Origin of the sequence: Bradyrhizobium sp. dw_78, from assembly GCF_018449525.1 — a bacterium.
Taxonomy (GTDB): Bacteria; Pseudomonadota; Alphaproteobacteria; order Rhizobiales; family Xanthobacteraceae; genus Bradyrhizobium.
Map to the genome: position 1 here is coordinate 1 of NZ_JAAVUS010000008.1, position 14,065 is coordinate 14,065.

The 14,065-nt window shown below is 55.6% G+C and carries 11 protein-coding genes; 7 read left to right on the forward strand and 4 right to left on the reverse strand.

Going from position 1 to position 14,065, the window contains the following annotated elements:
• The first annotated feature begins 1,335 nt into the window (after positions 1-1,335).
• Both HB630_RS19965 and HB630_RS28680 read left to right on the forward strand, forming a co-directional pair.
• A complete protein-coding gene (locus HB630_RS19965; RefSeq protein ID WP_213774009.1) occupies positions 1,336-2,028 on the forward strand; it encodes a cyclic nucleotide-binding domain-containing protein in 693 nt (230 codons plus the stop codon).
• A 53-nt stretch (positions 2,029-2,081) separates the two neighbouring features.
• Positions 2,082-2,216: a hypothetical protein gene (locus HB630_RS28680; protein WP_276571616.1), complete on the forward strand. Its 135-nt coding sequence runs from the start codon at positions 2,082-2,084 to the stop codon at positions 2,214-2,216.
• Between the two features lie 954 nt (positions 2,217-3,170).
• Here HB630_RS28680 and HB630_RS19970 read toward each other — a convergent pair.
• From HB630_RS19970 to HB630_RS19985, 4 genes are all read right to left on the reverse strand, one after another.
• Positions 3,171-4,016 (reverse strand): recombinase family protein, encoded by an 846-nt coding sequence (locus HB630_RS19970; protein ID WP_213774010.1) that lies wholly within the window; start codon positions 4,014-4,016, stop codon positions 3,171-3,173.
• A 266-nt stretch (positions 4,017-4,282) separates the two neighbouring features.
• Positions 4,283-5,368: an ABC transporter substrate-binding protein gene (locus HB630_RS19975; RefSeq protein ID WP_213774011.1), complete on the reverse strand. Its 1,086-nt coding sequence runs from the start codon at positions 5,366-5,368 to the stop codon at positions 4,283-4,285.
• Positions 5,369-5,702: 334 nt separating this feature from the next.
• Positions 5,703-7,319 (reverse strand): FAD-dependent oxidoreductase, encoded by a 1,617-nt coding sequence (locus tag HB630_RS19980; RefSeq protein ID WP_213774012.1) that lies wholly within the window; start codon positions 7,317-7,319, stop codon positions 5,703-5,705.
• A 72-nt stretch (positions 7,320-7,391) separates the two neighbouring features.
• Positions 7,392-8,312 (reverse strand): LysR family transcriptional regulator, encoded by a 921-nt coding sequence (locus tag HB630_RS19985; protein WP_213774013.1) that lies wholly within the window; start codon positions 8,310-8,312, stop codon positions 7,392-7,394.
• Between the two features lie 366 nt (positions 8,313-8,678).
• Here HB630_RS19985 and HB630_RS19990 point away from each other — a divergent pair, with 366 nt between their 5' ends.
• The 5 genes from HB630_RS19990 to HB630_RS20010 are packed head-to-tail and all read left to right on the forward strand — an operon-like array spanning position 8,679 to position 14,043.
• A complete protein-coding gene (locus HB630_RS19990) occupies positions 8,679-9,854 on the forward strand; it encodes an ABC transporter substrate-binding protein (RefSeq protein WP_346656121.1) in 1,176 nt (391 codons plus the stop codon).
• 14 nt (positions 9,855-9,868) lie between these two features.
• Positions 9,869-11,716: an ABC transporter permease gene (locus tag HB630_RS19995; protein ID WP_213774015.1), complete on the forward strand. Its 1,848-nt coding sequence runs from the start codon at positions 9,869-9,871 to the stop codon at positions 11,714-11,716.
• A complete protein-coding gene (locus HB630_RS20000; RefSeq protein WP_213774016.1) occupies positions 11,713-12,468 on the forward strand; it encodes an ABC transporter ATP-binding protein in 756 nt (251 codons plus the stop codon). Before HB630_RS19995 ends, HB630_RS20000 begins: the two co-directional genes overlap by 4 nt.
• Before the next feature lie 20 nt (positions 12,469-12,488).
• A complete protein-coding gene (locus HB630_RS20005; RefSeq protein ID WP_213774017.1) occupies positions 12,489-13,208 on the forward strand; it encodes an ABC transporter ATP-binding protein in 720 nt (239 codons plus the stop codon).
• A 31-nt stretch (positions 13,209-13,239) separates the two neighbouring features.
• Positions 13,240-14,043, forward strand: coding sequence for a glucose 1-dehydrogenase (locus tag HB630_RS20010; protein ID WP_213774018.1), 804 nt, complete (start codon positions 13,240-13,242; stop codon positions 14,041-14,043).
• The last annotated feature ends 22 nt before the right edge of the window (positions 14,044-14,065 follow it).

Below are 14,065 nucleotides of genomic sequence, written 5' to 3' on the forward strand. Positions count from 1 at the left end.
ATTTCCAATCGCGACTGGGCTTCTGCTCCATCAAGGCCCGCGTCGGTGGTCGCCAGCCGTGCGAGAATCCGGTCGACCGGATCCTTCCAGATTTCTTCCGCGCCGATTTCGCTAACTGCCGGGTTCATAACAAAATTCCTGAAGAGGCCGCTGCCTGCCAATCTCCCGAGCATCTATTATGATGAAAAATCTTGCTTATAGTTGACGTGTGTCAAGCCGATTTCCCTATTGCTGACCATACCTATCAGGTTTGACGCATGTTGCATGTGTCAGAACTTATCACTGATCGTTCTGATACTGCGGACGTCCGCACCAAGAATCGAAGCTTTGGATGCAGAAATTGCGACAAATCAATATTGACCGGCAGCAGGCGTAGTTACTATCGCAAGCTCGTGGCATCGCCGCCCCCATCGGCAAATACCGGTGACTGAGAGTTCTATAACGCTCCCGCCTGAGTTAAGGCGCGAACCATGAGTATCTATCAACGTCCACCATGCCCTCGATGCCAAACAGCGAGCGCGCTGGTACATATCAACTCCGGCTCTTCGGGCTTTGACATCCGAACATTCGAATGCTCCGCTTGCGATCATGTTCATCAGCGCGTGGTCGATCTTATCGATCCGATGAAATCCCCGGAAACGACAGGCTGGCTCCGCGGAGAATTGCGAACGCCAACGTAAAGGACGCAGCGGATCCGGGCGCCAGAGACAAGTTGGCCGGCTCGGCGTAGGCGGTATGCTCGTAGCGGCAAGGACATTCTGCGGAACCTGTCCCTGTGCAGCGACGTTGGCAACCCTGATGACGGAATTCTTGCGAGGAGCGAGACGGTCAGTCTCATAAGATCGTCCGGCGTACCGCCCGCATTCACTCACGGAGGAGCCATTGAGGAGGAAGGATGTTCCCACGCCCTTCGAAACCCAGCCGGTCCGGGGACATGGTCCCGATGCGGGAGTGCCTATACAATCGTCTCCGTCCCAGCGGTCGAAAGCACCTTGCACGCCGCGAGATGCTATTGCGGAAAGTGATGCCGAAAACTCAAGACGCGATTCTCTAAAAAAGCAGCGCCACCAACTAAAGGCCCGGATCAGCGAAACCGGGTAGCGCCGCCGTGGCAGCCGCTGCCGATTCGCACCCGGCGGGATCTCCTTTTCCGTGCCCGGCGGAGGGAAGAACTAGCGTCAGCAGCCAATTTGTCGCAGCTACATGAGGGAACGTGCAAAATTGACCATCTTTCCGGAGCGGCTCGGTGCATATTGATTAGGTCACCGTGCCGCTTTCTCGGATTTCATCGGTGACTGAGAGTTTTGCGCTCCCGCCCTTTCCAAGGAAAGCGCAGTGCAGAAACCACCGCGGTCTGTCAGGCCTGTCGAAAGCGATCCTCGCAAGTTCCTGGCACAAATCGGCGCCGGGAGATCAACTTACGACTACAAGAAAAATACGAACATCTTTGTCCAGGCGGACGCGGATTCGGTCTTCTACATCCAAGATGGGCGGGTGAAGGTCACAGTCACCTCCGAACAAGGCAAGGAAGCGATCGTTGCGATCTTGGAAACTGGGCAGTTTTTCGGTGAGGGCTGTCTCGGAGGTCAAACGCATCGGATGGCAACGACGAGGACGCTGACAGATTGTCGTTTAATATCCATCGAGAAAGAATCGATGCTGGAGGCACTCGAGAATCAGCCGGCCTTCTCCAAATTCTTTATGAGCCACCTGCTAAACAGAAACAGCAGGATTGAAGGTGACATAATCGATCAGCTTTTTAATTCGAGTGAGAAGCGGTTGGCCCGCCTCCTTTTATTTCTCGCAAACTATGGCAAGGAAGGGAGCCCCCCGATCGTTCCAATTAATCTCAGCCAGGAGGCGCTTGCTGAGATAATCGGCACCACCAGATCCCGCGTCAGTTTCTTCATGAACAAGTTCCGCAGGCTCGGTTGGATCGACTACAACGGCACGATTCATGTTCACCGATCGCTGCTGACCGCCGTTCTGCACGACAGGCCTGAGATAAGAGAAAACGAGCCCTCATAGTTTGAGCGAAAGAGGCCTCCAATCGAGGCGGCCTCACGTCGGCTTATTAGCGAATGCCGCAACCTCGCGATCAGGGGGGTACGGTCGCGCCGCAGGGGCATATCTGCAGCATGGAAAAACTGATCGCTTTGACGATCGTAATCGGAATTGTTGCGTTCGCATCGGCCTATGCGCTGTCGGCCTGGTAGGGCCAGAGCTAACGATCCCAAGCACCCTGACCGTCGTCAATTTCCGCGCCAGTGTGGAACCGGAGTGAATCGGGTGTCAGAAGCCGCTCCGCCATAACTTTTGCGTTAGGGATGGATACTCGTCACCCATCGGATCGCAAGATAGGCCGCGATAGCAGTCAACGCCGGGACCGCAATAGAAAATAACACGCGGGCCGTCATCAACCGGGCGTTAGCTTGCGGCGTTTTCACAGCCTAGCTTTCAGCGAGCGATCGAATACCCGTTTTGGCGTCGGCCCCTGCGGCATTTCAATCTCTTGCCCGGCCCGAGCTCGCCGGTGCGCCGGGGTGTGGCCTAGCCAAAGAAAACCCTGCACCGGAATGGGCAGGATCCCGATGCAGGGGGTGAGAAGTTCTTGGAGTTAGTTCCGTGCTAGCATGCACATCCGCAATCTAGCGATGTGACGGCGTGCTGTATGGTCAAAATAGCTCAACCGTCGCGTCCTTTGTCGTTCGCCGTGGGCGCGCCGAGCAGCCATAATTTTGAGCGCACGATCGGGAATAACTGCGGTCGAGGAACGGTTTCGCATTCTCCTAATTGGTAAAGCATGCAGACGTTCGAAACGATCGATTCAAAAGTGGCGAGGCGCTGTCGCTATCACCAACATCGCTGCCAAAAACAATCGTGAAAGTGGATGGATCGCTCCTCACGGGCCTGGTCCATTCGGTCATGGAAGTTAATTCCAGCAATCCGAAGCGCTGGATCATCAGCGTCGTTGCCGATTCGGTCATCGCAGACTAACGACGCGAGCATCCTTTATTTTAAATACATACGCCCCCAAAGAAAATGCTCCCGGCTCAAGAGCTATTTCTGTTAGCGACGCATCTTGGCACGCTCTGGGAACATGTAACGTAATCAGCGATCCCGCTTTTGGATATACTTCGCCGATCTTATGAATGATCGTTTCCAGGCAGTCAGCGATCATCAGCCCGAACGCGCGCCACTCGTCGACGAAGGAATAGCTCTCGGCCTGCTTGATCGCCGCAGCCGGTCCGAGTTTCGTCTGCGATTTCTCGGCCAAATCGGATGTTAGCCAGAGAATCTATTCGAATCCGCCGAGCTGGAAATTCGGCTCGCGCATACCACGTCAGCATTGACGCGCCCGTACATGAGGCTTTGCTTGTGGATGATGCCGAGTGCGACGACGAGCCTGCCCAGCAGTGCTGCCCCTTTTCCAGCGTCCCCTTCGAACGCTGGTTCTCGTCAAACATCTTCCTGTGGAGCCCGAACGTAAGAGGTCCGCCAACGCGATAGCCGAGGCTCGCTATTCGACATTGACCAGTATGAACCTTGACCGAAATCTCCCGGCTGTATTCCGCCGCCATCACGCGCTTGATGTTCTTAATGATGCTCGACAGAAGGCTTCCGTCATTATCAAACTGTTCCGCGCAGCAGGCGACGTTGATGCCATTCTGCTTGCTGATGAATTCGTAATGAGCGCTTTCGTCAACGTCCTGGAAACGTCTCCATCGGCTAACGTCGTAAACAAGGATGTGATCATAGTCCGCGCGCTCTGACTGAACGTCATCGATAAGTTCGATGAGACATGCTCGCCGCTTGATCCTCAGACCGCTGCGCCCCTCGTCGACGTAGGTTCGAACGATCGTCAAATTATTTTGCTGAGCGCATGTCGCCGCAGCCTGGTTCTGTATCGAATTCCGCTGGTAGTCGGTGGACATTCGAACGTACTGCGCAGCTCGAAGCGCTTTGTTGCGCTTCGCTAAATTCGTTCCCTTGCATACAACAAGCGAGTTTGCCATCGGCCCGAGGTCCAGATGGTGTCACAACATTCTGCCAAATCGTCGCCCCCCAAACAACGAGACGATTTGCGATTCTCCGACTATCCAGCCCCTATCATCCTCATGTGGGAAGGACGCGGCAGCGTGCCGGGTCGTTTCCATAGATGGACGTCAACACGATGCAAACGTAATTGCCGAAAGGCAATCAGAACGCGCTTCCGTTCTGCAGTGCTTGGATGATTGGTAAGGGCTTGAGTGGGCCGGAGCACCGTGCGAACGCTGGGCATTTACCGAATTGAGTTGAGATCAAAATCGTGCGCCTGGCGGATCACCGCTTCCCGGTCATACTGATTAACCTCGTCAATAAGTGCATTTGTAAACATCCGCGACGTTGGAATTGGCTTTTGAATTTGTCCTCCTTCGAGAAGAAAGTCGCTCACGTTCGCCCAGTTCTTCTCGATAAAGAGGCCATGTTTTCCATTCGTGGCCGGATCAATCGTCGTTGGTATCCGCACGCTCATTTTTAGTCCGTGATCGAGGCTCTTTTCAGGGTCGGTTTCCTTGGGCTTGCTTTCAGGGAAAAGCTTCCAGGTTATCAGGACAGCAGCCGATGGATTAGCCAGTGAGAAATCGATACCTTTGGCGACGGCGCGAGCAAAGCCGATAAGCATCTTCGGATTTTTGCGTATCATATCGTTCTTCGCCAAGAGCGATACATCAGGCAAATTCGCCAATTTTTCAGCAACTTTGAGAGGGCGAAGCGGGATTCCATTCGTCTCGAATTGAATGACACCGGTATCCCAGAAGACGACTGCGTCGACAACCTTCTGCTTGATGGCAGCTGCGGCCTGGATGCCAGCTCCGATGGCAATAAAGGACACGTCAGAATCCGGATTGAGACCGGCAGCCCGGATATACGCCTTGCCGTAGGTCGTGCCGGCACTACCGAGCGCGGTGACTCCGATTTTCTTGCCTCGCAAGTCCGCGACTGACTTGATCGGGCTGTCCGCAGGCACGGAGATCGACCAGATGTTTCGATATCCCGCATCATAGAAATAGCGGATATCCATCGCAGCGGGTGACCCCTCCTCCATCCCGATCACGGCTTGAGCTGGACTGGCCTCACCGATTTCGGCATTGCCAGTTGCGACCTGGATCGCGGCCTCGTTGGATCCGCCGACAAAGAGCAGGTCCACATCCAGACCTTCCTGCTCATAATAGCCAAGATACTTGGGTACGATGAACAGGGCCAAGGACTCGTCTACCGATTTCTGCGGGAGAAGGACGCGTATTTTCTCTGCAGCAAAACTGGTGCCACCAAACAAACACGTCGCCAGAAATAACAGTGCAGCAGACAAACTTTTGAGATTCATGGTGACGTCCTGCTAATAATCCGAGCATCGTTGCAGACGGATCTTCCAAAAAATCGACCGCAGAAAACATTCTTCATGTTAACTGGATAGTCAATGGCGAAACAAGAATCTGCTATGCACACAGTGTGCCAAACCGCGAACAGCATCAACCAACACGATCTATCCTAGACATGGACTCGCATAATCCTTAGCGGTTGTGCAGGCTGCGTCCTCGCAGAAGACTGTCCGCAGATCGTCTAGCCGCAACCGCGTGCAGCTTGTTGGCGAACGGCGCTTGGGCCAGATTGACGCGTTACGTCAAAGCTCATCGTTATCCCTTCCGCTTTTTCTGAACTTAGCGGAGGTTGAATTCCTCATAGCCACCAGAGGCAGCCTTATCGATGATTTCCTTGTATTTGGCGGCGCCGCCTAGATAGACCATGAAGAACCGAGGTTTTCCGGGTACATTTGCGCCGAGGTACCAAGAATCGGAATTCGGAATCAGTGTACCTGCAGCCGTTTCATTGACGTGGTCAAACCAGTCAGCCTCTGCCGTCTTAGAGACGTTTATCGTATTCTTACCGGAAGCTTTCACATGCCCTATGCAGGCCGTTATCCAATCAACGTGCTGTTCTATCGATGTCACCATGTTGGATAGCACGGATGGGCTACCCGGGCCGTTGATGAGAAACATATTCGGAAAGCCGGAGAGGGCGAGGCCGAGATAAGTTCGAGGCCCATTCTTCCAGTGCTCGCTTAGTTTGAGGCCGGCTTGCCCGGTAATGTCCATTTGCAGAAGCGCACCTGTCATGCCGTCGAACCCGATCGCGAGAACTATAACGTCAAACGGGTAGGTGGTCCCTGATACGTTTTCCAGGCCGGTTCTTGTAAGCCGCTTAATCGGATCTCGCCTGGCGTCGACGAGGGTCACATTCGACCGGTTGAACGTCTCGTAGTAATTGGTGTCGACGCAAATGCGCCGCCCACCGATGCCATAATGCTTTGGCGTCAGCAGGTCTGCCGTCACGGGATCCTCGACCGTGGCGGCGATCTTGCGCCGGATGAAGTCGGATGCGTGATCGTTGACGGACTGGTCGCGCGTCATGTCCGTGAACGTATACATGAAGCCGATTCCGCTGGAGGAGCCGCCGGCCTGCCACCGCGCCTCAAACTCGCGCTCGCGCTCCTCGGGTGAGGCGTCGCGGCCACTCCGCTTGCCAGCGTTGTTCAGCGTGTTGTTTCGCGTTGCAAGCGCGGCGCGGCGGCGATCAACATAGTTTTCCTTCCAATCCTTGAGATAGCCGGGATCCATCGGCCGATTGCCCGCCGGCAAGGAATAGTTGGGTGTTCGCTGAAATACATGAAGGTGCTCTGCGACCTCGGCAATCACTGGTGCGGCCTGGATGCCTGTCGAGCCGGTTCCAATGAGAGCGACGCGCTTTCCAGCGAAGTCCACTCCCTCGTGCGGCCAGCGGGACGTTCGGTACAGGCCGCCCTCGAATTTATCGAGATCCTCTATGTTAGGTTCGAGAGGTACCGTCAGGCAGCCCGTTGCCATTACGCAGAACGATGCAAGGAGGGTGTCGCCTTGGGCGGTGGTGACTATCCACCGAGCGTTTTCTGAGTCAAACGTCGCCGAAGCGACACGCGCGTTGAGCTGAATGTCTTTCCGCAGATCAAGCTTGTCGGCTACATAGTTGATATATGATAATATTTCAGGCTGAGGTGCGAAGAGTTGTGACCAATTCCATTCCTGCTGGATCTCCTCGGAAAAGGAATATGAATACTGCATACTCTCGATATCGCAGCGCGCGCCGGGGTAACGGTTCCAGAACCACGTGCCGCCGATCCCATCGCCGGCCTCAAGCACGCGAACCGAGTAACCGGCACTGCGTAATCGATGAAGAGCGTAAAGTCCGGCAAAGCCGGCGCCGACCACGATGACGTCAAAATCTCGCTCTGCCTGCTTCACTGAAAATCCCCTTTGATAATCTTCTTGTCCCTGCCGACAGAAACGGGCACCGGCGTCCCTTGGTGGCCGCGCCTAAAGATCCGGACCTTTCTTGAATCGTTCCGCAATTGCAGTCCGAAGCCAGCGATTTGCCGGATCCTTGTGATAGCGTTCATGCCAATATTGGCGGACGTCGTAGTTCGCGACCTTGACCGGAGGCGGCACGAGACGAATCTTTGTAGATCGCGAGAATACTTCGCCGAGGACGTACGGAACGGTGACCACGAGATCAGAGTCGGCAATCACCATCGGGATGCTCAAAAAATGCGGGACGCTGAGCAGCACCCTGCGCTTCAATCCGCGGCGTTGCAGCACCTGTTCAAAGATTTCATGGTTGCGTCCCTCGGCCTCGACGACGGCATGCGATGCCTCAAGGAACTGTTGCATGCTCATCCGTCGGCCAATAGTAGGGTGATTCGAACGCACGATGCAGACGAATGGATGTTGGAAAATCCGTTGCTGATAAAATGATGCGCGTTTGAGGTCGGGAAATAGGCCTATCGCAAGGTCAACCGCCCCGGCTTCCAGCGCGATCTCGAGTTCGGCGGACGACATGATCACTGTCTTAAGATTCGCCAGAGGCGCCTCTTCTTTAAGCAATCGAAGTAGCCGCGGAAGAAATACCATCTCCGCTACGTCCGTCATCGCGATGGTGAAGCGCCGCGTCGTTGTAAGTAAGTTGAGCTCGGTGCGCTGTAGCACGTCATTTCGAATCAAGCTCAGAGCTTGTTGTATCGGCTTTGCGAGGACAAGAGCTTGCGGCGTCGGTTGCATGCCTTGCGGCGTTCTCACGAACAGAGGGTCGTTCAACAATTGGCGCAGTTTCGATAGGGCGAAACTTGTGGCCGGTTGACTTATGCCCACCAGCGCTCCCGCCTGGGTAACGTTCTTGGCTTGGAGTAGTGCATCAAAGACCAGAAGCAGATTGAGGTCGACCTTCTTCATTTCGATCATGATTTCAATCCAACGCCACCGGAACTGTCAATTCATTCGCTGGATTTGATGTATATCAGAATCGAATGTTGCCGGGTTCTGTTTCCGCATTACAGTCGTAGGTTAGCGTTTGGCTGACAAGTTGGCGCCGGCAGGCGCCAGTTAGTTCGGCTGTCGTTCGGTCGGGGCGCCGTCGCCTGACGTAGGCCGTGGGTACCTATGCGGCAGTAGTTATGATTACGGCTGGGAGTTGGCATCTGAATTGCCTGTGTCGTGACACGAAGCCGATCCGCATGGCGGAGAGCCGCCAGCTTACTTGTCTTCAAGAAGGACAATCTGATGAATTTGCGCGCGCGTTTATTGATGTTCATAGCTGCCTCTTCGGCGATGGCAACGGTCGCGGTTCCCTCGCAGGCGGCCGACGAAAAGCCAATTCTTATTGGCGAGATCAACAGCTATGCGGCGCTGCCGCAGTTCACGACACCGTATCGTATGGGGTGGGAGCTGGCAGTCGAGGAAGCAAATGCATCGCGAGGTCCGAACGACCGTCCTATCGAAGTGACGTCACGCGACGATAGCGGAAAACCCGACGAAACGATCCTGATCGCGAACGAGATGCTCAATGACCAGCACATCGAGGTGCTGACAGGAGGGTTTCTTTCGAACATTGGCCTTGCGATGTCGGACTTCGCGCTGCGCAGCAAGATCGTATTTGTCGCAGCCGAGCCTCTCACCGACAAGCTGATTTGGGAAAAGGGCAATAGGTATACTTTTCGTGTGGTGCCCTCGACCTACATGCAGGTCAAAATGGTCGTAGACCAGGCCGCCAAGCTGCCGGCCAGGCGTTGGGCAACGATTGCGGATAATTATGAACTCGGTCAGGTGGGTGTTGCGCAATTCAAAGAGCAATTGAAGGCTCAGCGCCCGGACGTCGAATTTGTCGGCGAGCAGTGGCCTGCATTGGGCAAGCTGGAGGCGGGATCGACGGTCGAGGCGCTCGCTGCGGTGAAGCCCGACGCGATCTTCAACATGCTTTTCGGTGCCGAACTCAATCGGTTCGTTCGCGAAGGCAATCAGCGCGACCTTTTTACGGGCCGGGATGTGGTCAGCCTGCAGACCGGATATCCGGAATACCTTGATGCAATGAAAGCCGAAACTCCGAAGGGATGGATCGTTACGGGATACCCATGGGAGCAGATCCACACTCCGGAGCAAGACGCATTCGTCGCAGCTTATCGGAAGAAGTATAACGACTACCCGCGGTATGGCTCGGTGGTCGGTTACACAACGATGAAGGCAACGATTGAGGCGATCCGCAAAGCGGGAAGTACCGATCCTGAGAAGCTCATTTCGACACTTCGGGGGATGGAAGTGACCAGCCCCTTCGGACCAATCATGTTCAGGCCACAAGACCAGCAATCGACCCTTGGCCTTTACGTGGGTAAGCTCGATATGAAGGACGGGCGTGGGTTCATGACGGATTGGAAATACGCGAGCGGCAAGGATCTCCAGCCGTCTGACGATTTCGTCAAAGCCAGGCGCCCCGCCGAGGCGTCGAAGTAGGGTCGACGCTGACTATGAGTCTCGGCATCGGCGACGTTCTGGTTCAGCTGCTGAACGGCCTTTCGTATAGCTCGTTTCTTTTCCTTGTCGCCGCCGGGCTCTCGGTTATTTTTGGCGTCACGCGCATCATCAATCTCGCGCATGGCTCCTTCTATATGCTTGGAGCTTATCTGGCGGTTAGCTTGACGACCCTATTTCCACCGACGGTCATCGGATTTTGGGGAGGCATCGTCTGTGCCGCGTTGGTGATTGGCCTGGTGGGAGTGCTGGTCGAGACGCTCGTGCTTCGAAGGATCTATGAAGCACCCGAACTTGTGCAATTACTTGCGACGTTTGGAATCTTGCTTGTCATCCAGAACGTCACGCTGAAGATTTGGGGCACCGAAGAGCTATTCGCGCCCCGTGCTCCCGGCCTCACGGGATCCCTGCGCCTTTTTGGAAGGTCGTTCCCGGAGTATCATCTGGTCCTGATCCTGATGGGGCCCGTGGTCCTTGGACTACTTTGGTTGCTTTCGTATCGGACCCGGTGGGGCGTATTGATCCGGGCCGCAACGCAAGATCGCGATATGGTCGGTGCTCTCGGAGTGAATGATAGAGTGCTTTTCCAGGTTGTTTTCTTTCTTGGGACCATGCTTGCCGCGTTCGCCGGAGCGCTCAGGATTCCGGTCGACACGATCAATCTGCAGATGGATCTATCCGTTCTGACGGAGACTTTCGTCGTCGTCGTCGTTGGAGGAATGGGGAGCGTTTTGGGCGCCTATCTCGCTGCGCTGTTGATTGGGCTGCTCCATGCATTTGGCATTATGATTTTTCCAAAGATCACGCTGGTCCTCATGTCGCTGGTGATGGCCGTCGTCCTGGTCTTCAGACCGTATGGGCTTCTCGGCAAGCCAGAAGGGGCCGCGCGCAAGGGCATCTTGGCGATCGAATTGCCGATTAAGCCCGGAAGTCTGTCGTTCAATGTTTTCTGGCTAGGTGTTCTGGTCGTGCTGCTGGTGGCGCCTATGGTTGTGGGCAGCTATCTTCAGACGGTACTGATCGAGATTCTGATTCTGGCGCTATATGCGGCGAGCCTACATTTTGTTTTGGGCATCGGCGGTCTGCCTTCGCTCGGGCACGCGGCTTATTTCGGTTTGGGAGCCTATGCCGTCGCGCTTGCGACGAGTCTGCTGGGCGTGCCAACCTTGACGTCACTAACGATCGCTGCGTTTGCCGCAGTGGTCGCGGCTGCGATATTCGGCTGGTTCTGCATTAGGCTGTCCGGCATTTACCTTGCCATGCTGACTCTAGCTTTCGCGCAGATCATGTGGTCGATTGCATTGCAGTGGGTCGATCTGACCGGCGGAGACAACGGAATTCTAGGTCTCTATCGTAGTCCCGCCTTCGCATCGATCACGGCATATTACTATCTTGTCCTCTCGATTTGTTTCATCGCGGTCTTGATCATGCGGCACTTGGTCTTTGCGCCGTTTGGATATGCTTTACGTGCGGCTCGAGATTCTGTGTTGCGAACGGAAGCATTGGGCATCGACGTTCGTCTCCATCGTTGGATCGCACTAATCATCTCGGGTGGCTTTGGCGGTTTGGCGGGCGGATTGCAGGCCCTGCAAAAGGGCGGAGCATTTCCGGACGGCTTAAGCGTATCGCAGTCCATTGACGCGTTGGTGGTCATCCTTATCGGCGGTGTCCAGACGCTCGTCGGACCAATCGTCGGGGCTGCTGCCTATTTCGGCGTCAAGACAGAGATCATGCGCTATCTTGGCGATAGTTGGCAGCTCGTTCTTGGCCTTACAATCATTCTGCTCGTCGTCCTGTTTCCGCAAGGAATCGCGGGTTTTGTTAAGCAGCGAGCCGCGCGATGAGCCTGCTGCAGGTGAGGAATATTTCAAAGACGTTCGGCGGCGTGCAGGCACTGCGAGGTGTAAACTTTAGTCTTGATGAGGGGCAGCTGCTCGCATTGATTGGACCGAACGGCGCCGGAAAATCGACTTGCTTCAATGTCCTGAATGGACAGCTGCGTCCGGATTCCGGGAACATCATCCTAGCCGGAAGAGAACTGGTCGGGCTGAACGCGCGGCAGATCTGGCAACACGGCGTGGGGCGTACATTTCAGGTCGCCGCGGTCTATGGGTCAATGACCGTAGTCGAAAACGTCCAGTTGGCCCTTCTTTCCAAGGGGCGAGGCTTGCTCCCGGTTCGGCGATCGACCTCGCATTACTTCCGGAGCGAAGCGCTTAACCTTCTCGAGGGCGTCGGTATGCATATACAAGCCGATCGTCCGGCGAGCATTCTCGCGTACGGAGACGTCAAGCGCCTCGAGATCGCGATGGCCCTGGCCAACAAACCCAAGCTGCTCCTGATGGACGAACCAACGGCCGGAATGGCTCCAAAGGAACGGCATGAGCTTATGCAACTCACCTGCAATCTCGTCAAACAGCGCGGCATGTCGGTGCTATTTACCGAGCACAGCATGGACGTCGTATTCTCTTACGCCGATCGGCTGATTGTGTTGTCTGGAGGCACCATCATCGCGGCCGGCGACGCGCAGAGCATTCGCAATGATCCTGCCGTCCAGGAAGCATACTTTGGCACGGGCAAGACGTTTGAGATCTAGTCTTTGAAAAGTAGGGCGCGATGAAATCGGCCAACTGTATCCTGGAAGTAAATAAGTTGAGCGCATCGTACGGCCGAGCGCGTATCTTGTTCGATGTCTCGTTTGTCGTTCACCCTGGAGAAGTCGTCGCTCTAATGGGAAGAAACGGCGCCGGTAAATCGACGACGCTGAAGGCAATCGCCGGAATGCTGGCTCAAAGGTCGGGCAGCGTTATTTTTAACCAGACCGATATCAGCAAATTCCGACCCCATAAGATTTCGCGCCTCGGACTGGGATGGGTTCCGGAGGATCGCCGTATCTTCACGGACTTATCGGTTGCGGAAAATCTGGAAGTAGGGCGCCAATCCGCTCGGCCTGGATCGCCTAGCTGGACTGTTGATCAATTGATTGAGGTGTTCCCGAACCTCGGGAATATGTTGAATCGTCCAGCCGAGCGGATGAGCGGCGGCGAGCAGCAAATGCTGACTGTAGCGCGCACTCTGATGGGAAATCCGATCCTCGTCTTGCTGGATGAGCCATCCGAGGGGATAGCGCCCAAGATCGTTGAACAGATGGCGCATATGATTATCAACCTTAAGGCAAGAGGAATTTCTGTCGTCTTAAGCGAGCAGAACATGCATTTTGCCAAGCTGGTCAGCGACCGGGCCTATATCCTGGAGCGAGGAGAAGTGCGTTATTCCGGCACGATCGAGCAGTTGGCGAATGACGCTAGCGTGCAGAAAGCATACCTCGAATTCTAATGCTTCAAGCGATGACAGATGGAGGCAGATCATGGCGCCGAACGAAGGCCGTGTAGTGCTGGTGACCGGCGCGGCCGGAGGAGTGGGACTGGCGATTTGCCGCCAGCTTGCGCAGTCCGGTGCGATCGTAATCGCAGCGGACCTCAATCAGGAACTGGGGCAGGCCGGCGTCCAGTCGCTGAGGGCTGCCGATCTTCCGATCGAATTCGCGGTCCTGGATGTCTGCGAGGAGGCGAGTTGGGCGGCCGTCATCGAGGGCGTTGCTCGTCGGCATGGCCGCCTGGACGCGCTGGTGAATTGCGCGGGAACCGTCGTCGTCAAGTCGCTGGAAGAAACGACGCTGGCGGAATGGCGTAAAGTCATGGCGGTCAATCTGGAGTCGATCTTCCTTGGGGCCAAGGCGGCCCTTCCGCTGATGCGCACCACTGCCGCTGGCACGCCTCAAGGCGGCTCGATCGTCAACATGTCTTCGATTTCAGGCATCGTCGGCGTGCCGAGCATGGCGGCTTATGGCGCGAGCAAGGGTGGCGTGCGCCAGCTGACAAAATCCATGGCGCTCGACTTTGCGCGCCGAGGGTACCGTATTCGTGTCAATTCGGTACATCCCGGGCTGATCGATACGGAGATGGCGCAGCGGCTGTTCGAGGGGCGCGTTCGCACCGGCGTAAGTCGAAATATCGATGAGGCGCGTAAGTCGTGGATCGACAGCTATCCGATAGGCCGCATTGGCAGTCCGGAGGACGTTGCTGCCACGGTGCTTTTCCTGGTGTCCGATGGTTCCGGCTTCATGACCGGTAGCGAGCTCACCGTGGATGGTGGGGCAACCGCCCAGTAGCGTGACTGGGCCGGTTCAGACT

Bases quoted from the DNA above. Each gene is read 5' to 3' on its own strand.
- HB630_RS19985 (WP_213774013.1), bottom strand. From the start codon at position 8,312: ATGATCGAAATGAAGAAGGTCGACCTCAATCTGCTTCTGGTCTTTGAT.
- HB630_RS20010 (WP_213774018.1), top strand. From the start codon at position 13,240: ATGGCGCCGAACGAAGGCCGTGTAGTGCTGGTGACCGGCGCGGCCGGA.
- HB630_RS19970 (WP_213774010.1), bottom strand. From the start codon at position 4,016: ATGGCAAACTCGCTTGTTGTATGCAAGGGAACGAATTTAGCGAAGCGC.
- HB630_RS28680 (WP_276571616.1), top strand. From the start codon at position 2,082: ATGCCGCAACCTCGCGATCAGGGGGGTACGGTCGCGCCGCAGGGGCAT.
- HB630_RS19975 (WP_213774011.1), bottom strand. From the start codon at position 5,368: ATGAATCTCAAAAGTTTGTCTGCTGCACTGTTATTTCTGGCGACGTGT.
- HB630_RS19995 (WP_213774015.1), top strand. From the start codon at position 9,869: ATGAGTCTCGGCATCGGCGACGTTCTGGTTCAGCTGCTGAACGGCCTT.
- HB630_RS20005 (WP_213774017.1), top strand. From the start codon at position 12,489: ATGAAATCGGCCAACTGTATCCTGGAAGTAAATAAGTTGAGCGCATCG.
- HB630_RS20000 (WP_213774016.1), top strand. From the start codon at position 11,713: ATGAGCCTGCTGCAGGTGAGGAATATTTCAAAGACGTTCGGCGGCGTG.
- HB630_RS19990 (WP_346656121.1), top strand. From the start codon at position 8,679: ATGGCAACGGTCGCGGTTCCCTCGCAGGCGGCCGACGAAAAGCCAATT.